20 protein-coding genes and 2 pseudogenes are annotated in these 18,521 nt (G+C 64.3%); 10 read left to right on the top strand and 12 right to left on the bottom strand.

Translation table 11 applies throughout. The annotated features are described in order from the left end of the window. Positions 1 to 203 precede the first annotated feature (203 nt). Together ACIBJI_RS21530 and ACIBJI_RS21525 are read left to right on the top strand one after the other, a co-directional pair. Entirely contained in the window at positions 204 to 347 is a 144-nt protein-coding gene (locus ACIBJI_RS21530; protein ID WP_364351374.1) for a hypothetical protein, read from the top strand. A 370-nt stretch (positions 348 to 717) separates the two neighbouring features. Then, positions 718 to 930, top strand: a complete 213-nt coding sequence (locus ACIBJI_RS21525; RefSeq protein WP_397085435.1) for a hypothetical protein — start codon at positions 718 to 720, stop codon at positions 928 to 930. Between the two features lie 229 nt (positions 931 to 1,159). Here ACIBJI_RS21525 and ACIBJI_RS21520 read toward each other — a convergent pair whose 3' ends face one another. From ACIBJI_RS21520 to ACIBJI_RS21510, 3 genes are all read right to left on the bottom strand, one after another. Beyond that, positions 1,160 to 1,708, bottom strand: coding sequence for an N-acetylmuramoyl-L-alanine amidase (locus ACIBJI_RS21520; protein WP_397085433.1), 549 nt, complete (start codon positions 1,706 to 1,708; stop codon positions 1,160 to 1,162). Positions 1,709 to 1,724: 16 nt separating this feature from the next. Beyond that, complete coding sequence (locus tag ACIBJI_RS21515) at positions 1,725 to 2,357, bottom strand: DUF1906 domain-containing protein (RefSeq protein ID WP_364351368.1); 633 nt, start codon at positions 2,355 to 2,357, stop codon at positions 1,725 to 1,727. Positions 2,358 to 2,805: 448 nt separating this feature from the next. Beyond that, a complete protein-coding gene (locus ACIBJI_RS21510; RefSeq protein WP_397085430.1) occupies positions 2,806 to 3,063 on the bottom strand; it encodes a TetR-like C-terminal domain-containing protein in 258 nt (85 codons plus the stop codon). Positions 3,064 to 3,096: 33 nt separating this feature from the next. Here ACIBJI_RS21510 and ACIBJI_RS21505 point away from each other — a divergent pair. The 4 genes and pseudogenes from ACIBJI_RS21505 to ACIBJI_RS21490 form a co-directional block, all read left to right on the top strand. Continuing rightward, positions 3,097 to 3,342, top strand: a pseudogene (locus tag ACIBJI_RS21505) (hypothetical protein); the annotation flags it as partial. A 327-nt stretch (positions 3,343 to 3,669) separates the two neighbouring features. Then, a complete protein-coding gene (locus ACIBJI_RS21500) occupies positions 3,670 to 4,638 on the top strand; it encodes a terpene synthase family protein (protein WP_397085428.1) in 969 nt (322 codons plus the stop codon). Positions 4,639 to 4,716: 78 nt separating this feature from the next. After that, entirely contained in the window at positions 4,717 to 5,607 is an 891-nt protein-coding gene (locus ACIBJI_RS21495; RefSeq protein WP_397085426.1) for a squalene/phytoene synthase family protein, read from the top strand. After that, positions 5,600 to 6,709: a polyprenyl synthetase family protein gene (locus ACIBJI_RS21490; protein ID WP_397085424.1), complete on the top strand. Its 1,110-nt coding sequence runs from the start codon at positions 5,600 to 5,602 to the stop codon at positions 6,707 to 6,709. The genes ACIBJI_RS21495 and ACIBJI_RS21490 overlap by 8 nt, the downstream gene beginning before the upstream one ends. A gap of 107 nt (positions 6,710 to 6,816) precedes the next feature. Here the strand turns inward: ACIBJI_RS21490 and ACIBJI_RS21485 are convergent, their stop codons facing one another. Then, on the bottom strand, positions 6,817 to 8,193 hold the full coding sequence (locus tag ACIBJI_RS21485; RefSeq protein ID WP_397085422.1) for a prenyltransferase/squalene oxidase repeat-containing protein: 1,377 nt from the start codon (positions 8,191 to 8,193) through the stop codon (positions 6,817 to 6,819). 631 nt (positions 8,194 to 8,824) lie between these two features. Between ACIBJI_RS21485 and ACIBJI_RS21480 the strand changes: the two are divergent. Continuing rightward, positions 8,825 to 9,011, top strand: a pseudogene (locus ACIBJI_RS21480) (dihydrofolate reductase family protein); the annotation flags it as partial. 222 nt (positions 9,012 to 9,233) lie between these two features. Here the strand turns inward: ACIBJI_RS21480 and ACIBJI_RS21475 are convergent. The 3 genes from ACIBJI_RS21475 to ACIBJI_RS21465 are packed head-to-tail and all read right to left on the bottom strand — an operon-like array spanning position 9,234 to position 10,435. Continuing rightward, positions 9,234 to 9,785 (bottom strand): AAA family ATPase, encoded by a 552-nt coding sequence (locus ACIBJI_RS21475; protein WP_364351365.1) that lies wholly within the window; start codon positions 9,783 to 9,785, stop codon positions 9,234 to 9,236. Positions 9,786 to 9,830: 45 nt separating this feature from the next. Continuing rightward, the gene (locus ACIBJI_RS21470; RefSeq protein ID WP_364351362.1) at positions 9,831 to 10,160 is read right to left on the bottom strand and encodes a hypothetical protein; all 330 of its coding nucleotides are present in this window, start codon (positions 10,158 to 10,160) and stop codon (positions 9,831 to 9,833) included. Further along, a complete protein-coding gene (locus tag ACIBJI_RS21465; RefSeq protein ID WP_364351359.1) occupies positions 10,160 to 10,435 on the bottom strand; it encodes a hypothetical protein in 276 nt (91 codons plus the stop codon). The genes ACIBJI_RS21470 and ACIBJI_RS21465 overlap by 1 nt, the downstream gene beginning before the upstream one ends. Before the next feature lie 89 nt (positions 10,436 to 10,524). On the opposite strand from ACIBJI_RS21465, the gene ACIBJI_RS21460 reads away from it, so the two are divergent. From ACIBJI_RS21460 to ACIBJI_RS21450, 3 genes are read left to right on the top strand one after another with little or no spacing between them, the layout of a single operon-like run. Next, positions 10,525 to 10,890: a glyoxalase superfamily protein gene (locus ACIBJI_RS21460; protein WP_397085420.1), complete on the top strand. Its 366-nt coding sequence runs from the start codon at positions 10,525 to 10,527 to the stop codon at positions 10,888 to 10,890. After that, entirely contained in the window at positions 10,887 to 11,225 is a 339-nt protein-coding gene (locus ACIBJI_RS21455; RefSeq protein ID WP_397085418.1) for an ArsR/SmtB family transcription factor, read from the top strand. The genes ACIBJI_RS21460 and ACIBJI_RS21455 overlap by 4 nt, the downstream gene beginning before the upstream one ends. Further along, positions 11,222 to 11,689, top strand: a complete 468-nt coding sequence (locus ACIBJI_RS21450; RefSeq protein ID WP_364351350.1) for an SRPBCC domain-containing protein — start codon at positions 11,222 to 11,224, stop codon at positions 11,687 to 11,689. Before ACIBJI_RS21455 ends, ACIBJI_RS21450 begins: the two co-directional genes overlap by 4 nt. A 251-nt stretch (positions 11,690 to 11,940) precedes the next feature. On the opposite strand, the gene ACIBJI_RS21445 is transcribed toward ACIBJI_RS21450, so the two are convergent. From ACIBJI_RS21445 to ACIBJI_RS21425, 5 genes are read right to left on the bottom strand one after another with little or no spacing between them, the layout of a single operon-like run. After that, positions 11,941 to 12,588, bottom strand: a complete 648-nt coding sequence (locus tag ACIBJI_RS21445) for an FHA domain-containing protein (protein ID WP_396956812.1) — start codon at positions 12,586 to 12,588, stop codon at positions 11,941 to 11,943. After that, a complete protein-coding gene (locus tag ACIBJI_RS21440; RefSeq protein WP_397085416.1) occupies positions 12,588 to 13,874 on the bottom strand; it encodes a VWA domain-containing protein in 1,287 nt (428 codons plus the stop codon). The genes ACIBJI_RS21445 and ACIBJI_RS21440 overlap by 1 nt, the downstream gene beginning before the upstream one ends. Beyond that, on the bottom strand, positions 13,871 to 14,935 hold the full coding sequence (locus ACIBJI_RS21435; protein WP_397085414.1) for a PP2C family protein-serine/threonine phosphatase: 1,065 nt from the start codon (positions 14,933 to 14,935) through the stop codon (positions 13,871 to 13,873). The genes ACIBJI_RS21440 and ACIBJI_RS21435 overlap by 4 nt, the downstream gene beginning before the upstream one ends. After that, positions 14,932 to 17,346 carry a tetratricopeptide repeat protein gene (locus tag ACIBJI_RS21430; protein WP_364351338.1) on the bottom strand — a complete coding sequence of 805 codons (2,415 nt, stop codon included), beginning with the start codon at positions 17,344 to 17,346 and terminating at the stop codon, positions 14,932 to 14,934. Before ACIBJI_RS21430 ends, ACIBJI_RS21435 begins: the two co-directional genes overlap by 4 nt. After that, the gene (locus ACIBJI_RS21425) at positions 17,343 to 18,521 is read right to left on the bottom strand and encodes a hypothetical protein (protein ID WP_397085412.1); all 1,179 of its coding nucleotides are present in this window, start codon (positions 18,519 to 18,521) and stop codon (positions 17,343 to 17,345) included. Before ACIBJI_RS21425 ends, ACIBJI_RS21430 begins: the two co-directional genes overlap by 4 nt.

Here is an 18,521-nt window from a genome sequence, read left to right as displayed (position 1 = left end):
GGCGATTGGGGATGCCGTTTTCCGAAGGCCGGGTGTCTACTTGCATCACCCCGGTAGCCGGGAAGAACCCACTGCCTAAGCGAACCACTTTGTAGCACAGGCAGTTTCGGCCTCGGCTACCGGGCATTCCAAATACCCACACTCACATTCGGAGTATCCGCATGCACGGCCTGCCGGTAGCGAACCACAGCGAATTGCCCGTGATGACAATCGAATACGCGCATGTAATCATGCAGAGCCACTTGGACTGCCAGGCGTCGATATGCCCGGTCAAGGCGCAGGCGAAGAAGCGGCTCATCGAGGCCGGCCGGTTCGTCCCGGCCGATGTTCCGCATCTGGGATTCTGATATGGCTGCCGATGCCGTCCGGCACCAGTATCCGAGCCATGCGATGTCACCGGCCCAGATGCATCGGGAGATATCCCGCGCCTTACACGGCGACTGCACGGTGCGGACGTGTGAGATGTTGCGCGGCTGTTGGACACGCCTGATCGAGATGGGACATCCGCACCCCACCGATTCGTCCGCCGACTGCCCCACCTGCACCAGATCGTCTGCCTGACAACAGCTTGCCAATACGGAACAACCAAGAGGTGCTGCCCATGCTCGCTCAGATCCCCGCTCTGATGATCCCGCGCACTCCCCTCCCTTACGGGGTGTGGCCGGTGCGGAAACTTCACGCCGATCCGGGCGCGGAGAACACCGGTCAGGCGGGCCGATGACCGCCAGCAAGCCGAACCTCCGCCAATCGCGGGCCACAGACCGCAATCCACCACTGCCGCAACGTGATCCGTTCATCGGGCCATCGGCCATCTACAGCGGCGCCCCAGCCGATGTGGTCGAGCGGTTCGCGGAGGCGGTCCGCGAATGGGCAAATCAGCCTGTGTCGCCGGAGTCCACCACCGCACGGCGGCAATGCAATTCAGGCTGACCACGTTTCCGTGCCAGCTGTGCGGCAGTGGCAGCACCGGCTCGAGGATCGCCAATTGCGCATTGGTCATCGATATCGGACACAAACCGATGTGCTGCCGGGATCGTGCTGGCGCGGGCATCTGCGGGTTGTCCGACGGCACGGTCAGCTCCGAGGTCGACCATGTCGAGCAGACCAGGCCTGGCTCGGGCGGCCGTGAGCAATGGCGCCGGGCCGGGCAAGGTCTCGGTCAGGCCTCGCTGTACTCGGCCAGCTTCGAGTTCAGGTAGTCCCACGGGAAATTGGGGCCGACATCGGTGTGCGTGCCCTCGCACTTGCCGATGGTATAGGCGTTGTGGTCGGCGATCCCGGCCTCGTCGTTGCCGAGTTGTTCGGGTGTGATCGTGCGAATCGGGATACCGTACTTGCGAGCGTCCTGCACGGCGATCCATGCGGCACAGTCGATTCCGGCCCGCATGTTCGAGAACCACTCATCCCGCGTCCAGGCCACGCGCGAGCCCGCGAAGCACAGATTGATCGAGCGAGGATTACCGCTGATCACGGCCCACGCGGACTTGTCGGTATCAACCACGTCGATCACTGTCCCGGAGTTGTCCACGGTGTAGTGGTAGGACACGCCCGAATTGGCATTCTGCAGGTAGTGCGCCAGCGACTGGGCATCGCCGTCGCCTTCCTGGGTGTGCAGCAGGAACCAGATAGCCTGCTCGCCGTCGCGGGAGTCGCAGTTGGGACTGACGCCGGTCTGGTCGTCTTGCTTGGTGATAGGTGATGTCGCCATGATGTACCCCCTCGGGTTATCGGGTGTTGGTGGCGGCCGACCACTGTCCGTAGTCGGGTTTAAGGACATCGCTGACGTCGATCCCGACGCCGGCGATCTCGCGGTGGTCGATCTCGATCTGGTGCAGGTGCGCCTTGGGGTGATCACCGTTGATGGCGGGATCGCCGGACCAGTTGTGCTGCCAGAACCATTGGGCGACACCGTCTTCCAAAGCCCAGTCGATGCAGCGGGCATTGCAGTAGACGCCGGTCCACTCGGCGCCGACCACCGAGGCCCAGCCACGCAGGAACGGAGCGATGAGATTGTTCCAGTCGTCGAGGCCCGGGTTGTCGTCGACGGGAGCGTAGAGCGGACGGTCGCCGGGGCCGCCCGCCTCGAAGTGCAGGCGCAACGCCGTCTCGGCATGCCGGGCGCCGCCGTCGTAGCCGCCACGCCAGTCGGCCGTGTCCGCTTTGCCGTACTGGTAGTTGGTGACGATCTCGAGGCCCGCCGCGCGCAACCGGTCGCAGTAGTCGCGCCGCAGTGGTTTGGCGGCGAAATTCGTTCCGGGTCTCGACTCGGAGAAGTATCCGACGACCCCGGCAAACCCTGCGGTCTGGATGTTGCCGGGCTCGATGAGAGCTGCGGAGAAATCGATCAACCGCGTCATGATTGTCCTGTCCTCTTTGACGGCTGGGTATCGCCGGTTGGACAGGCAGGGACTTCCTCAGCGCAGCATCGCATGCCGATTCGACGCGCGTGTCGCACCATTTTCGTTCCACTTGTGTTGCACGACAAGGGATCCCGTCCGCACGCCGCAGGACGGCATGTGTGGAGGAATTCAAAGGCAAGATGCGGCACGCGTCACGAGATCGGTCTGCTCGCAAGATGATTCGGCGCTAAGTCAGTGTTCCCCTGTGCCCCCGCCCCCCGTTTAGGCCATTCGCTTGATGGGGAAGCATACAACCGGAACCGGATAGTTGAAGCCAGAACCAGTCCAAACGTGTTGTTGTGCATACTTTATCGTGGCCTGGTCCGAATGCGGTCGAGGGTGAAAGGCCGTTGGCAGGAATCTCGGCCCGCGTCCTGCATGTTCGTCTGCTGCGCGGGTGTGTCGTTCAGATTCCGCGGTCGATCATGTCCAATAGTTGGGTGGTGAGGTCGTCGAGTTGGGCTGGTTCGAGGAAGCGCAGCGGACCGTCGACGGCGAGGTAGGCCAGTCCGTGCACGGTGGGCCAGGCGAGAAACTCTGCACCGGGCCGTCTTTCGGGCTCGAGTAGACCGGCTTCGACCAGGCCGTCGAGAGATTCGGTGAGTAGTTCGATCGCCGATCGACCGGTGGGGCCCGCGGAAGCGGGTTCGGCGGCCGCGGACACATCGCTTTGGGTTGCGAAGGCGGTGCGGAACAGTCACGCCACTACGCGGATCCGGCGTTGTATCTGCTCACCGCGCAGCAGTGGGAGCCTCAGCGCGCCGAGTTCTGCCGTCTGGTCGGAAAATCCGCCGATCCGGCTCGCGCGTTGGCGGGCGCGGTCGATGAACTACACGAGTCGGTCGGGGAGCTGGAGAAGGTGCTCGCCGTGGGCGAGGGGCCGGTCCGTCTCGATGAGGACGGTGACCTGGTGATCTCGCCGTTGACCGCGGAGGATGTGCCGTTGTAGGTGATGCGAGACCCCCGCGACATACAGTGAGCAACGAGCTAACACAAGGTATTTCGGATCGCGCTGGATCGCAGTGATCATCGAGGCCGTGGGTTCATACTGTTGGTGTGCCTGTTCGACCGCCGAGATCAGATTTCGCGTCGGGTGTACTTCGCTCGGCGAAAGTTCTGCGAGACCAGGACCCGACGGATGGGTCACAGAGCCTGTCCGATGCGACCGAACGCCGCCGCGAGACATCGACAACACCGAGGCCGTCCACGACCGATCCCCACATCGACCCAACTTTGCCTTCTCGCTGATTGTACGAATAGGGAGGATACGGTGGATCCGTCGGCACACCACTTGCCTCGTCGACCACAGTTGCCATTTCGGACGCATGAACATCCGGAATGGCGACGGGCGCAGGAAAGTTTGATTTCGTGGAAAAAAGAAATCGGGCTCATTCGTGACCAGGTCGGCGAGACACGCGCACGAAACGAGGGGACAACTCTTATAGTTGGCCTCGGTTTTCCGGAGTGCTCTTTTGATGATTTGTTGACACTGTCCATAGCCTTGGATGGTTTTTTGTATTTAGATGATGATCTTGTATCCGGTCAGCAGGTTGGTTCGGGCGGGTTGTCGAGGTTGGCACGCCGGATATTTCGGCTGATGAATGGAGACTATCAGCAGGCCGGCGACCATCCCGCTCTCATGGCCGCTTCGGAAGTTCTCCCTCGCCTTCGCGATCGACAATCGCGGCGTTGGTGGTCGAGGCTGCGATCACACCTGCGCCAGACGCTGGCCGCAATGGCAGTCGAGCGGACCCTCCAGCGGACCGGGCATATTCCATCAATGCGGCACTACGTCAGACTGCGTCAGTACACAAGCGGTGTACTCCCTTGGCTGGACTTATACGAATGGGCTGGACACTACGAGATTACAGAGAATCTCAACAGGCATCCCGACCTGCGCAAGTTGAAGACGATAAGCGTCAATGCCTCGTCCTGGATCAACGATCTCTATTCACATCACCGCGAATCGTCGGCAGGCGAGTTCAACCTGATCGTTGTGATCGAGCTCGAATTGGGCGTCGATGAATGCGCTGCGATGGAGATTGCAGTCGAGATGATCGAGTCGGAATGCAGAAGATTCGTGACATGCAAAAATAATCTGCTCGAGATGGATGGACAGCGCGTAGCGGATGAGGAGATGGGCATCCTCGCTCGCTATATCGGTGATTTGGAAATATATCTGGCGGCCTCAGCAGATGGGATTCCTCGATTGGGGAGAAACGGGGGCGGTGCCGAATGACCGAACAGAGTTGATCACATTGATGAGAAGCTCGAGCGGGAACACGTCATCGACCCTTCCCTAAGCATAGGAGTAACTGTGGAAATTCCGGAGCAGGATGCCTGCACGATTTCTGGCGCGTATACTTTGTGTGCCAAAATCACTCGTCAGCAGGCGCGTAACTTCTACTACGGAATGATACTACTCCCGAAGCGGCAGCGACTGGCGATGTACGCTTTATACGCCCTGTGTCATCATATCGATGATATTGCCGACAGCGATATCGACAGAGACGAGAAGATCTCCGCCATGACGACCGTGCGTCGAGAGCTGGAGAACCCGGAACGCAGCGACGACCCGATAATGATCGCGGTAGCCGACGCATCGCACCGCTTCGATTTACCGCTGGATGCATTGGACGATCTCATCGCCGGTGCACAAATGGATATCGATGGTGCAGAGTTCTCGACTTTCGACGATACCGTCGACTATTGTCGGCATGTTGCAGGATTCGGTGTGCGACTGTATCTGGGCGTGACGAACTCGAAGAACAGCGACCCGCGTTTATACCGTTATGGCGACCAACTGGCCGTAGCTATTCAACAAACGAACATATTGCGGGATGTACGAGAGGATCTGATTCGGGGCAGGATATATCTTCCGCGTGACGAGTTGGCGCGCAGCGGAATACGGTTGGAAATCGGAGCCGACCAGATGCTGGCGGATCCCGATGGCCGTTTGGCGGCCTACCTTCGTCAATCGGCGGGCCGGGCCGAGGATTGGTACTGCCTGGGCGAGCGGCTACTCCCCCTGCTCGACAATACCAGCCGAGCTTGTATGGAGGCTATGGTGAGTATCTACAGAAACATCAACCAGCGTATCGCAATGAATCCGGTGACGGTCTACGACAGCCGGATATCCGTGCCGACGGTCCGCAAGATTCTCATTGCGACAAAGGCCTCGCGGGCGCTTGTCACGAGACATGGCTGAGGCGCAGATGCTCTCCAACGCGGGAAAATTGGGAAACCAGGTGCCGGATACGGCGGCCCTCAGAATTCGAGTCGACGCAGTCCTGGCCGACTTCCTCGACAGTCAGGAAAGAAGAGTCGTAGACATCGGAGCTGATGATATGGTGGCGGCGCTGCGTGCGATTCGCGCACTCATCGGCGCCGGCGGTAAGCGCATCCGCCCGATACTCTGTTATCTCGGATGGTATGGGGCGGGAGAACCTGACTGCGATGAGATCGTGATGGTGTCGGCTGCGCTGGAATTTTTTCATGTATTCTGCCTCATTCAAGACGATGTCATCGACCGTGGCAGCCTGCGGCGAGGCTGTGCGACGATTCATCATCAGTGGCGTGATCTGCACACCAGACTCCGCGGATGTGGGGATCCCGAGCATTTCGGTAATGCGGCAGCCATGTTGATAGGAGATTTGTGCTGGATATGGTCCGACACTATGTTCCACGCCAGTGGTATGACCCCCGCATTGCTGGTCGACGGAGCGAAGGTATTCGACACTATGCGCACGGAGACAGTCTTCGGTGGATATCTGGAGATGATGGCACAAGCCCGTGGGAGCTGTTCGCCCGCGACGGCAGCCACTATTATTCGCCACAAAACGGCCAAATACACCGTGGAGGGTCCGCTCAAGCTCGGCGGAGTGCTCGCTGGAGCTGATGCCACACTCCTGGACTCATATACACGGTTCGGCGCATCCTTGGGCGAAGCCTTTCAACTCCGTGATGACATACTTGGCACTTTCGGCACCCCGGAACTGACCGGCAAGTCGAACGTCGACGACCTGACCGAGGGAAAGCCGACGATGCTGATCGCGTTGGCCCGCCACCAGGCCACCTCCGCACAGGCCACGCGGATCAATGAGTTGTATGGTAGGCCCACGTTAGACGAGCGGGAAATCGCCGAGTTGCGGGCTCTGATCGCTGATACCGGCGCACTCGCCGCGGTCGAGCAGGCGATCGCCACCAAGACGCAACAGGCGATAGAAGCAGTTATCGCCGCACCCCTCGCACCTTCAGTTCGCGACGAGCTTACTGCTATGGCCGGCACTCTCATGGCGCGCAATCGATGACGCGATCTCCCGGTGTGGACCACCAGCGACGTCCATAGGCCGCCTGCCACCCAAAAGGCAGGCGAGCCCCCGCCACCCGAAGATCCGGTCGGCATAAGGCGTCGCGGTCACTGTCGACAGTGTTCCAGGCCGCGCAGGACGTAGGCGGGTGCGAGCACGGGTACATCCACCGGGATCGGGCGGGGAGCGACGGTGTCGGCTGGTGCGTCGAATCCACCGTCAGGCCGTTGACAGGCAGCGAGGAAGGCCATCGCCGCTGGCATCGGGGAGCGCTGTCGAAGTCTGCCGAGGGCGGCCAGGGCGTAGCCGGTGCTGATCGGGTCGCTGGGATTCCATGCGCGATGCCCCCAGCCGCCGTCGTGGTTTTGGGTCTGGGTCAGGTAAGACGTCGCTCGGCCGACGGCATGGTCGACTGCGCGAGCGACTGACGGGGGAAGTGGAACATTGTCGCGTGCGGCACACAGTCCGTGCACCGCGCGGAAGAGAGCGTTGCCCTCGGCCAGGCTCCAGCTCCGTTCGAAGGTGCCATCAGACTGCTGGGAGTGTGCCAGCCACCGTACGCCAGCCACGATCTCTTCGGCGTGATCCTGTGCTTGTTCGGCGAGCACGACCAGGGCTCCGCCGGTCATGGCAGGCTCAGACGGGGTGCCATGACAGTAAGTGGGCCAGCCCCCGTCGGTGTTCTGCATGCGCCGCACATAGGCTCGTCCGGCCGCCAGGCGAGGTGCGTAGCGGTCGCGGTCGTGGGCGTGCAGGAATGTCATCGCCGTGTAAGTGGTGTCCATGTCGGTCTGGGTCGCGCCCGGAGCATAGGACCAGCCGCCGTCAGCGGCCTGACAAGCCGCCATCCACTCCCCCGTATGCACCAACACCTGGTTCCGGGCTCCGGCTTCGGTCAGCGCGGTGGCCACGATCGACGTCACCCAAGTATCGAAGTGCTCGGCCACGCTGAAGCCGCCGTCGGCACATTGGGTGGCCACCAGCAGGTCGAGCCCATGGCGCACAGCGGCGTGGTGTTCTGGATAGGGCCGTAGGGCGTGTAGCACTAGCAGGTGAGATAGGTGGTTGCCCTCGTGGATCCGGGGCCCGTCCAGCCAGTCGGCCAGAGCCTGGAGTGGGTCATCGGCCATCCGTGCGCCTGCGACCTGGGCGTGGATGGCCTGGCAGGCGACCCACTCGACCCGTTTCCACGTGTGCAGCGCGCTGGTGGTGATCGCCGGGGCCGCCGGGGCCGCCGACGCCACCGTGCCGCCGACGCCGGCCGCGTGCAGGATCGCACCCACTAACACCTGCTTGCGGGGGGCAGTATGGTGGTCGAACCCTGCCAGCACCTCCCCGTCGGGTCTGCCGAGCAGGACCTGATCGATCGGGGTGAGGCCGACGCGGTCGTGGGCGGCGGCCAAGTAGGAACGGACTCGAGCCAGGGCCGTGGAATAGCTGCTGTCATACTCCAGGAGCCGGCAGGCCAGCACAGATTCCAGCACTCGGCTTCCGCAAGTGGATCGGGCGCGACCCTGGTGGTCGATGCTGGTGCACAGATACTCGCGCAGTCGCCAGATAAGTTGTGCCAATTGGTTTTCAACCGCTGGCCCGTTCATTTTCGCCGACATGAACTACTCCGCTTGCTCAGGTTTCCGTTGAGGTGGGAAGCGAATTATCTGGTACCGGCTGGTGCTTATTGATCATATCTGGCTTCGAACTCATCCGAATGTCATTGCGGCCAAGCGGCGCGCACGTGACCATCGCGAGTCCCGCCCGCAATCACCTTGCCGCGCTATGCCGCTCGCCGACACTGTCGGCGCCGAGGGCACTCGCATCGAGTTCGTGCACTGCCCGATATCGAGGATCTCGATATCGGGCACATGGCCGAGGAAACCGACCTGCGCAACCGCCTCCAAACCCAGGTCCTCCAGCGTCCAGAGAACCAGTAGCCGGCCCGAATTCCTGCCTCAACGCCATCCCCGACCAGGGCCTACGCCATATCCGTTGTTTTTCGGCGGCTACTACCAGAACCCCTGCTCGGCGGTCATGGTCACCGCCAGCCGTGCCAGCGCGTGCCGAGCGACGGCCTGCACCAGCGCTTCTCGATCCTTGAAGTGTGTGTACGCCGCTTCGGCGCGGCGCAATGCCGGCCTGATCGACCGCTACCACCTGCTCGTTTTCCCGCTGCTGCTCGGCGCGGGCAAGCGCCTGTTCTCCACCACTGACAAGGACGGCATGGGCGGCCCAGAAACTGCAGCTCGTCGAGTCCCGGGCCTACACCAACGGCTTGCAGCTCAACGTCTTCGACGTCGTCCACTGATCGTCCGACCGGCTGAAACCCAGACCCGTTCGAGCGCAGAGGGCCCTGGCATCTCCCATATCAGCCTCGTCTACCGCCCGGAACTCGTCCTGCCGATCCTCTCGACCTTCCTCGACAGCACCCCCAACCAGTCGATGTCCTGAACATCGCTATTCGGCTACAGCGTGTTCGCGGCTGCGCACCGAGCTGTCGGAATACGAGGCGCCAAGGTGTTGGACACAATCACCGAGCAGGGACTTCGCTCTCCAATGGCCGGGCCCGCTCGAGAATCTCGTCGACGGTCTGCTCCACGGTGAGATCGGAAGTGTCCAACCATAATCCGATGCGCGGAGTCTGCGCCCGCAGCGCCTCGTCCAGGCTGTCGACGGTGAAGCCGTCGTAGGCGACCTTGGCCCGGCCCGCCTCGCGCGCAGCGACCACGGCCGGTTTCGGCGCGAGCACCACCACATATCGCGGCCTGGTCCGGATGCGGTCGAGGGTGTAGGGCAGGAACTCCCCGAGCACGACATCCTGGATGATGGCGGTGAATCCGGCCGCGGCATACGCATCGGCGGTGTGCGCGGCCAGTGCGTGCCGCAGCCGCAGTTGGTCCAGTGCTTCCGTCGACGGCTCCGGACTCATATCCGCTCGGCCGCCGATGATGAAGCGCCGGAACGCATCCCCGCGCACATGCGCCGAGCGCGGCAGCCGCTGCGCCAATGCCTGGGCGACCGTGGACTTGCCGGCGGCCTGGATGCCGGTTATCAGATAGACGGCGGATTCCATATCCGCCATGATCGCAGCCGAGCGCCACTTATTTTCGGCCGCCGTAGCGCCGACTCAGCTCGCGCGGTGGATCGGATGCAGTCGCGATAGTGCGCGCACGGCGTCGGCGCGCGAGATGAGCTGGTCGCCATCGAGTTCGGCGATGGCCGCCTCCATCCACTCCCGGATCAGTGTCGACATGCCGATGCCACGGCTGTCGGCGAGCTGCTTGACTCGGGTGTGCAGCTCCAGCGGCATGCGAATGGAGCTGGTCACCACAATGTCGTCTCCGGGGGCGAGTGGCGGCGGCGCCTTCTCCGGCGGGACCGGGTCGTCGCTGAAGGTCAGCCGATCCATGAACGCCGCGACTTCGTCCGGGGTGGACGGGAAATCCTTATCGCTCATCACCGGTTCTCCTGTTCCCACTCCTCGAACATTTTCAGTTCGTCGGCGCGCATTTCCCGGGCGCCGATGATCAGCCAGGTCCACTGGTCCTGTTGGCGCGTCGCCACGATCAGCGGGCGCCCGGTGCCCGTGCGACCCCAGACCGACAACACCATCACGTGCCCGTCATCGGCGTTCCGCGGCCAGCGCCGTGCGCTTTCGAGGACTTGGCGTACCTCCCGGGGTCCGATGCCGATCAAATGCGCGAACGCCCAGTCCGGCCACTCGAACCCCATGGCCACATACTACGCGCATAGTAACCGACCGATCGGTCCTAGTCGCCACCATTTGACGCGTAGGATTTTTCCTACCTATAGTCGGGATCGTGAACATCACCCATGCCAAGGTCGTTACCGTGCCCGTCGCCGATCAGGAACGGGCCAAGGACTTCTATGTCGACACCCTCGGATTCGAGGTGCTGGTGGATCAGCAGATGGGGCCGGTGCGCTGGCTACAGGTCGCACCAAAGGGCGCCCAGACCGCGTTCACGCTGGCCAGTACGGAGCAGGGATTCACGCCCGGCAGTTCTACCGGCGTCATCCTCGAAATCGCCGACCTCGATGCGGACTGTGCGGCGCTGGCCGAGGCAGGTGTGGCGGTCGAGGGACCGACCGACCTGCCCTGGGGACGTCAGGCCACGCTGACCGATCCCGATGGCAACCGCTTCGTTCTGGCCACCGCGGGCCGGTGACCGTCGAGGCGCCCGAGGGGCGGGTCTTCGCGGCGTTGGCCAGTCCGGTTCGGCGCGAGGTGCTGCGGCTGCTACGCGAGGGCGGACCGCAACCGGTGACCGATCTGGCCGCGCATTTCGACATGGCGCGGCCGAGCTTCTCCGAACATCTGCGGGTGCTGCGGGAGGCCGAATTGGTCAGCGAGAACAAGGTCGGGCGGCAACGGCTGTACCGGCTCGAGGCGGCCCCGCTGTACGAGATCCAAGGGTGGTTGCACCCGTTCGAGCGGTTCTGGCGCGAGAAGTTGACCGGGCTGCGTGAACTGCTGGACACCATGGAACAGGAGAGAGAATGACCGACGATCCGACCACTATTCACGTGGACGAATTCCTTGCGCACCCACCGGCGAAGGTGTGGCGCGCGCTGACCGAACCGGAGTTGCTCGCACGGTGGTTCATGCCATCCGACTTCCGGCTCGAGGTCGGGCACCGCTACACCATCGACGCGAAAGCTGTTCCGGCGACCGGCTTTTCCGGCGTGATCGCGGCCGAGGTGCTGGCCTTCGAATCGGAGCGGATGCTGCGCGTCGGCTGGCGCGATGCCGAGCCGAATGCCGAGCATGCTGCCAACTGGACGATCACCTGGACGCTGGAGCCCGAGGGCAAGGGCACCCGACTGTTCTTGGCACACGCCGGATTCGATCCGGACCACCCGCTCCAGCAGAGGGCCCGCACGATCATGGACGCCGGTTGGCGCTCCCATGTCATGCGACGCATCGACGAGGTACTGCAGGAGCTCGAACCGAACCTCGGGCGCTGAGTCGCGCCGCGTTGCGCTGCCGGTGCAACCGCAAACGTTGTATAGAGCCTGCAGCCGAATCAACGCGGATTTCGGCCGTGACACAGGCACCTATCTGGATGGACTGATGCCGCACAATCATGCTCGCTTTGGTCCCCGCTGTGACATCACCATCGCCTGCTGGACGCCTGTCGAGCCTGATCGGCAACAGCCTCTATGCCGGGCGTGAGCTGGTGATGACGGGTGTGCCGATGGGGACGCGCCGTATTCGCTCAGGGGCTTTCGGCGGTCACGATGATTGTGGTCCAGCCGCCGAGGTGGATGCGGTCACCGCTTCGGAGTGGGACCGGCACCTCGGCGGGGATCAGGTCTTCGCTGCCATTGAGGCTGGTGCCGTTGGTCGAGCCGAGATCGGTGATGGTTATGCCGCTTTCGGCGATGCGCAGAATTGCGTGGGCGCGGGAGACACCGGCATCGATGGGGGCGATGCCCAGATCGATCGCGGGTTGCAGCCCCTGTGAGACGCTGTGTTTGCCGATCAGGATATCGGTGCCGCGCAAGGTGATTCGGCGTTCGGGATAGAATGCCGGGAACTCGACCTGATCGGCGTCGGGGCCCTTGCGGGCTTGCACGCGGTCGTAGAACTCGCGATCGGCGGTGATCGTGGCGACCCACGTCAGCACACCGGCGGCGGAAACCGCGGTGGCGATTTCGGTGGGCGCGGCCGCACGCGGCACGGGCGTCGGCAGCGCGGAATCAGCGCCGCAGACTTCACAGAAGCGACCGGTGCTCGGCGACCCACACGACGGGCACAGCGCGGCCGCGGTCGTCGGCGCGGGTGCACCGATCGGCGAACCACAGACATCGCAGTAGTCCATCGCGACGGACTGATGCCCGTCCGGACAGGTGGCGATCGCCATTACCCCTCCTTGCGTACCCGCGCCGTCTTGGTCGAGCGTGCGTCCAAGGCCATTTCGTCCGCGGCCTCGACCCTGGCACGCAATCGCACGGTGCCATTGCGCTCGTCGACCTCGACCACACCGCGCAACAGCTTCGCGGTGCCCTCGTTGCCGGATTCGGCAGCGAGCTCGACCGCGCGCCGCAGCTTCGCCGTCGCCGTCTCCACATCACCGTTCTTACGCGCGCTCAACCCTTCCTGCACGACCTGGGCGAGTTCGGCCTGTCCGGTGTAATGCGCGACGCGCCTGCTGATCCGGGCCGACAGCTCGGTCTCGGTGGTCCACACCGCGCGCACCAATCCCTGCCCGACCACTTCGTCGCCGGAGACCACACTGATGCGGGCCGCGAGCTTCTCCCGTCCAGGCGCGGCGGGCTCGACTCGCACCTGCACGTGATAGTCGCGGTCCTCCGCCCCCCAGGCTCCGAGCGGGTACTCCCCCAGCTGCGGTCCGGCATCGGTGCGGCGTGCGGTCAGATCCTCGATGGTCGGCGCGACCTGCTTGACGAACTGGACGGTGGCTCCGGCCGGTGTCCACACCCGCAGGGTGAGTTCCGGAATCGCCTTGGCCATCGACGTCTGCGTCATCGCGGCGAAGTCCGCGGCCAGATTAGCCGGGTCCGCGACGATATCGACCGTGCCGTGCAGCGCCGAGGCGATGGTGCGCAATTCGTCCACCTGCCAGTCCGTTCCGACGCCGCGGCAGTCGCAGGTGAAGATTCCCTCGGACTGTTCGATCTCAGCGGCCAGCGTCGCGGGTTCCTCGTGTTCGTTCTTGCCGTCGGTGAGCAGAATGGCGTGCACCATCGCATCCGGATGCTTCTTGGCCAACTGTCGGGTGAGCCCGAGCCAGGTGCCCATGGCGGTGCCGCCGTTGGGGCGCAACTTGTCCAGTGCGCGGCGCGCCGCTGCCCTGGTGTCACGGTTGACGGGCACCGATGGTTTATCGCTCGGATAGGTCAGCCGCGCCACTGATGTGCCCTCGATGATCGCGAACCGGGTGCCGTCCTTCAGCACATCGAGTGCGGCCAGGGTCGCTCGGCGCGCACCTTCGAACTTCTTACCGGTGGCCATTGATCCGGAGCAGTCGATGATCAGTACCTCCAGTCGCTCCGGCTCCGGTCCGGCCGCCACGAAATCCGCCCCCGTCTCCACGGTCACCACCGCATCGACCGTGCCCGCGCCCTCGGCCAGATATTCGTTCTGGTCTATCGCTATCGAAATACCCGTATTCGCAATGGAACTCACTGTGCAACTCCTGCATCGACCGATGGCCCGATCGGCACCAGCGCGACGGTGATGTTGTCGCTCCCCCCGGACCGTAGTGCAAATTCGACAAGCGCCCGCGCCGCCTCCTCGCGCGGTAACCCGCTGATCATTCGCGCGAGCGCCACCGGATCGGATATGTAGTTCCAGAGTCCGTCACTGCAGAGCAAGAGCACCCCGGGGCCCGTGGTGTGAAAGGTTTTCACACATCGGTCCGACCACGGTTTGTCCTCGCTGTCGGCGCCGAGCCAGCGCAGCAAGGTGTGTGCCCGCGGATCCTGCATCGCGGACTGCTCGTCCATCGCACCGGCATCGACGAGTGCCTGCGCCCACGAGTCGTCGACGGTCAGCCGCGTCGATGGCAAATTTCCGCCCGCGATCGGCTCGATGCCGGTGCCCTGCAACCAATATGCCCGGCTGTCACCGACATTCGCTACGGTGATCTCCAGGCCGTCGCCGCCGTATCCGCGCACGATGGCCGAAACGTAGGTGCACGACGGAGCGTGGCCTTCGTGTGTCGCGATATCGCGGACGGCCTGCGATGCGGCCGTGAGCCCGGCCATGACCACGGCCGTGCCGGAGCGTGCTTCGGCCAGTGCGGTGAGGCAGGCATCGACGCCAGCCCGCACCGCCGCGCCCGAGGCCGCCTGCGGATTGTCGGAGGTGGAGACGCCGTCGCTGACCACGATCACCGTGACGACCGGGCGCTCGGCCCCGTCTTCCAGTACCGCGGCGGCGACCGCATCCTCGTTGCGCGCGTGCGCGATACCGCGATCGGTCATCACATATACCGCGCCGAGATCGGCCTCGAACCGATCCGGTTGGGGCCGCAATTGACCGCAGCCGCCGCAATAGCCGTCAGCGTCGTAGCGGGTGCCGCCACAGCCCTCACACGTCGGTGCCGCATTCGGATCCGACCGAGGCAGCGCGATTCGGCGCGAGCCGAGTTGGCGGCCGCAGGCCTCGCAGAACCGGTCGGCCACCCCGACCCGCGCCGCGCATTCCGGGCAGCGCGGCTGTAGGTCGGTCTCGGGCGCGGTCATAGCGTCGTCCTCGGCCGGATCGCATTGGCACGATCCACGAGCTCGAATCGGGTCCACATATCTTCGGTTTCGCGGGCGAGGTCGCGATAGCAGCGCTCCAAACCGGTTCGTACTCCGTCCTGATCGAGGTTGGCGCCGAGCAGCGCCCCATGTGTCGTCGGTGCTTTACCCGCGCGCAGCCAGTTCCATGCGGCATCCAGCACACGCATCCGCACTTGTGCACTACGGCTTTTCGATTCGATCCGCAATGCCTCGACCCGCCCGCCCGCATCGCGTAACAGCGATTCGGACAACTCGTCGGGGGTGCGGTCGGCCAGCATGATCTCCACGGCCGTCAGGCGTGCCTCGGTGTAGAGCGCCGAGGCCGAATCCACCTGATCGAGTACGGCAACCGCGCCGTCGCGATCGCCGTCCGCGTTGCGCAGCCGGGCCAGTCCGAAGGCGGCGCTGACGAAGCCGTGGTCGGTGCGCCAGATCGTGTCGTAGTAGCGCGCGGCCTGTCGCCGATCCGGCTGTGCGCCGGTGAGTTCGGCGACGGCCGCCTGGGCCACCTTGGGTGCGGCCTCGCCGGGCAACGCGGCATACACGGCATCGAATTCGGCATGGGCAGCATCGATATTGCCCGCGAGCAGTTCGGCTTGACCGCGGTACCAGGCCAGTCGCCAGTCACCCGGCAGAGTGTCGGCGAGTTCGTCGAGTCGGCGCAGCGCATCGGTCGGGTCGCCGACTTCTAGAGCGGCGCGCACAATCCGCAGCGGAATCTCCACGGAAGCAACGTGGTTCGTGAGCACCGAGCGCAGTCCCGCCTCGAAAGCTGGTTCCAGTTCGGCGGGTGAGGTGCCGCCGGTTGTCGCCAGGAGCGCAGCACCGCTGTCATTCGGGTCGACCAGCGGAACCGGCAGTGCCGCAACAATACTCGTCGGCGTCGGTGCTTCCTGAATGCCGAATACGCCGCGTGGCGGTCCGAAGTAGGCCGACATACCGGGACGCGGCACACCGTCATCGATGCTCAGCACCTCACGCAGCACGCCGGTCAGCTGATCGGTCATCTCCTCCATCGAGGAGAAGCGCGCGTCCGGATCGGCGTCGGTGGCGCGCAGGATGAATCGGTGCAGCGAATCGTATTTCGCCAGCAGCGGTTCGACCTGCGGGCCGGGCAGTGCGCCGAAATGTCCGCCCTGCTGCGGCACATTCATCAGCAATACCGCGAGAGTGCGCCCGACGGTGTAGACCTCGGTGGCGACGGTCGGCCCGGTTTCGGAGATCTCCGGCGCCTGATAGCCGATGGTGCCGTAGATGGGGCTGTCCTGATCGTCCATTGCGATCACCGCGCCCATATCGATGAGCTTGAGCTGCTCGTCGGTCTGCATCACATTGTCCGGCTTGAAATCGCAGTAGGCCAGGCCGAGGGAATGCAGATAGCCGAGCGCGGGCAACATCTCCAGGATGTAGGCGATGGCCTGCGGCGGTGGCAGATAGCTGCCGTCGGTATCGCGGCGGGCGCGCAGGATCTGTTTGAGCGACGTCCCGCCGACGTACTCCATGACGATATAGCCGACCGCGACACCGTCGGCGCCGCGGTGCTCGACGAAGTTGTAGATCTTGACGATGCTCGGATGCTCGACCTCGGCCAGGAACCGCTTCTCGGCGACCGCCGCGGCCATCGCGTCCAGGTCCCCTGAATTGAGTAGGCCTTTCAGCACCACCCAGCGGTTGGCGACATTGCGGTCGGTGGCCAGATAGATCCAGCCGAGCCCGCCGTGCGCCAGACAGCCGACGACGTCGTACTGTCCGCCGACCAGATCGCCTTTGCTCAGCTTCGGCGTGAAGGAGAACCGGGTGCCGCAGCTGGGGCAGAAGCCCTCGCTGCGGCCGGGCGTACCGTCATGGCCGCGTCCGACCGGTCGTTCGCATTTGCCGCAGAACCGTTTTCCCTCGGCGACCTGCGGATCGGTTAGGACCGCGGTGGCGGGGTCGATGCGCGGCATTCGCGGCACCTCTACCATGCCAGCGCCGAGTCGACCGCGGGCGGTGGATTTCGATGAGGTCCGGCCGGTGCGCACCGAGCGCCCAGAGGCGCGGGTGTTTCCGGAGCGCACCGATAGTGCGGAAGTCCCGGCCGGAGCGGTGCCGCAGGCATCGCAGTAGCCGTCGACAATGGTTCCGCGACAGCCTGGTTCGGCGCAGGTAGCCAGCTGTGATTCAGCCGGCGCCGTACCGCAGGCATCGCAATACCCGCCGACAATCGCTCCAGTGCAGCCCGGTTCGGCGCAGGCGCGCCCATCGCTGGAAACCCTCTGCGGGATGGGTATTTCCGCCGAGACCGTGATCGCCTCGGCGGGTGCGGTGCCGCATACCACGCAATATCCGTCTTCGATGGTGCCGCCGCAATCCGGCTCATTACAGGTCATCTGCCCCGCCCCGATTTCTCCCCGATGATCTGCTGGAAGTCGGCGACCGCCCGGGTGACGGCCGCCAGATCGCACGGTCGCCGCGCGAGCAGACCCGCCGCGATCTGATTGGAGGCCAGGACATCTCGGTCCTCGCTGACGCCGAGTCGAGCTGCCTTCGCCTGATAGGCGGCCAGCCGTCCACGCAGCTCGCTACGCCGATCGAGCAGGCCCTGAGCCAACTCCTCCACGGTGGCCGCCCCGGCGATCGCGTCGGCGACTCGCGTCCGCAACCGCACCAAATCCGCTGCCGCACCCGTTTTCGCCGATAACGCATCGAGTTCCGCTTCGAGCGCGGCGGTGTCGTCCTCGTACACCGGCAGCGGACCCGCCAGGATCTTCGCCTCGACTTGCGCCCTCGCCTCCGCCGCGCTGGCTCGAGTCGCCTGCAGCGCCGCCAAGCGCCTACGCGTCTCGGAGACCGCCGCGGCCCAATCCGCACCCACCGCATCGAGTTCGGCGAGGATGGTGGCCACGTGTCGGAACTGCCCCGACAACTCCGCGAGGCGCGCATCGATCTCCGGCACCGTCAGTGCGAGCGGATCGGTCGCCGAAAGGCTCAGCAATTCGGCGATGCCGTCACCGATCACGCGCAGCTGCGCGGTCTCGCCCCCGCCCGCGCCCGCCTTGTCCAGGGTGTCCTGCAGCGGCGCGAGGCCCGACATCACCCGACTGTTCACCGCATCGACCGCGTCGAAGAATTCGGCGATTTCCGGGAAGGTGGCCCGCATTCGATCAACGGTATCGACGAGTCCGACGAACAGAACCTCTTCGGCGGGTCCGGTGAGCGAACGTTGCGCCATCGGTATAGGCGTGCGCGCGGCTTCATAGGGGCGCCCGCGCAGCAGCCGGGTGAGTTCGGCACGCTCACCGTCGTCGAGGCGCGTGCGAGCGCCGCGCACCTTGTGCGCCGAATCCAGGATGATCTGCAGGCGGCTGTAGTCCTCCCACATCAGCGCGAGCGCGGCACGGACCGGCAGCCAACGCTGTTCGGTAACACCGGTCGGCGGATAACGCTGTAGCAGTGTGTGGCCGGGATGTTTGTCCAATTCCAGTAGGGTGGCGGTGATGGCATCGAATTCGTTTGTGCGGGTGGCTAATTCAGCGTCAATTTCGGCGAGAGTGAGTATCTGCAT

The organism is Nocardia sp. NPDC050408, assembly GCF_044458905.1.
Classification (GTDB): domain Bacteria; phylum Actinomycetota; class Actinomycetes; order Mycobacteriales; family Mycobacteriaceae; genus Nocardia.
This window is presented reverse-complemented; position numbering and strand designations above follow the sequence as displayed.

Bases quoted from the DNA above. Each gene is read 5' to 3' on its own strand.
- ACIBJI_RS21530 (WP_364351374.1), top strand. From the start codon at position 204: ATGACAATCGAATACGCGCATGTAATCATGCAGAGCCACTTGGACTGC.
- ACIBJI_RS21525 (WP_397085435.1), top strand. From the start codon at position 718: ATGACCGCCAGCAAGCCGAACCTCCGCCAATCGCGGGCCACAGACCGC.
- ACIBJI_RS21520 (WP_397085433.1), bottom strand. From the start codon at position 1,708: ATGGCGACATCACCTATCACCAAGCAAGACGACCAGACCGGCGTCAGT.
- ACIBJI_RS21515 (WP_364351368.1), bottom strand. From the start codon at position 2,357: ATGACGCGGTTGATCGATTTCTCCGCAGCTCTCATCGAGCCCGGCAAC.
- ACIBJI_RS21490 (WP_397085424.1), top strand. From the start codon at position 5,600: ATGGCTGAGGCGCAGATGCTCTCCAACGCGGGAAAATTGGGAAACCAG.
- ACIBJI_RS21475 (WP_364351365.1), bottom strand. From the start codon at position 9,785: ATGGCGGATATGGAATCCGCCGTCTATCTGATAACCGGCATCCAGGCC.
- ACIBJI_RS21470 (WP_364351362.1), bottom strand. From the start codon at position 10,160: ATGAGCGATAAGGATTTCCCGTCCACCCCGGACGAAGTCGCGGCGTTC.
- ACIBJI_RS21465 (WP_364351359.1), bottom strand. From the start codon at position 10,435: ATGGGGTTCGAGTGGCCGGACTGGGCGTTCGCGCATTTGATCGGCATC.
- ACIBJI_RS21450 (WP_364351350.1), top strand. From the start codon at position 11,222: ATGACCGACGATCCGACCACTATTCACGTGGACGAATTCCTTGCGCAC.
- ACIBJI_RS21445 (WP_396956812.1), bottom strand. From the start codon at position 12,588: ATGGCGATCGCCACCTGTCCGGACGGGCATCAGTCCGTCGCGATGGAC.
- ACIBJI_RS21435 (WP_397085414.1), bottom strand. From the start codon at position 14,935: ATGACCGCGCCCGAGACCGACCTACAGCCGCGCTGCCCGGAATGCGCG.
- ACIBJI_RS21430 (WP_364351338.1), bottom strand. From the start codon at position 17,346: ATGACCTGTAATGAGCCGGATTGCGGCGGCACCATCGAAGACGGATAT.
- ACIBJI_RS21425 (WP_397085412.1), bottom strand. From the start codon at position 18,521: ATGCAGATACTCACTCTCGCCGAAATTGACGCTGAATTAGCCACCCGC.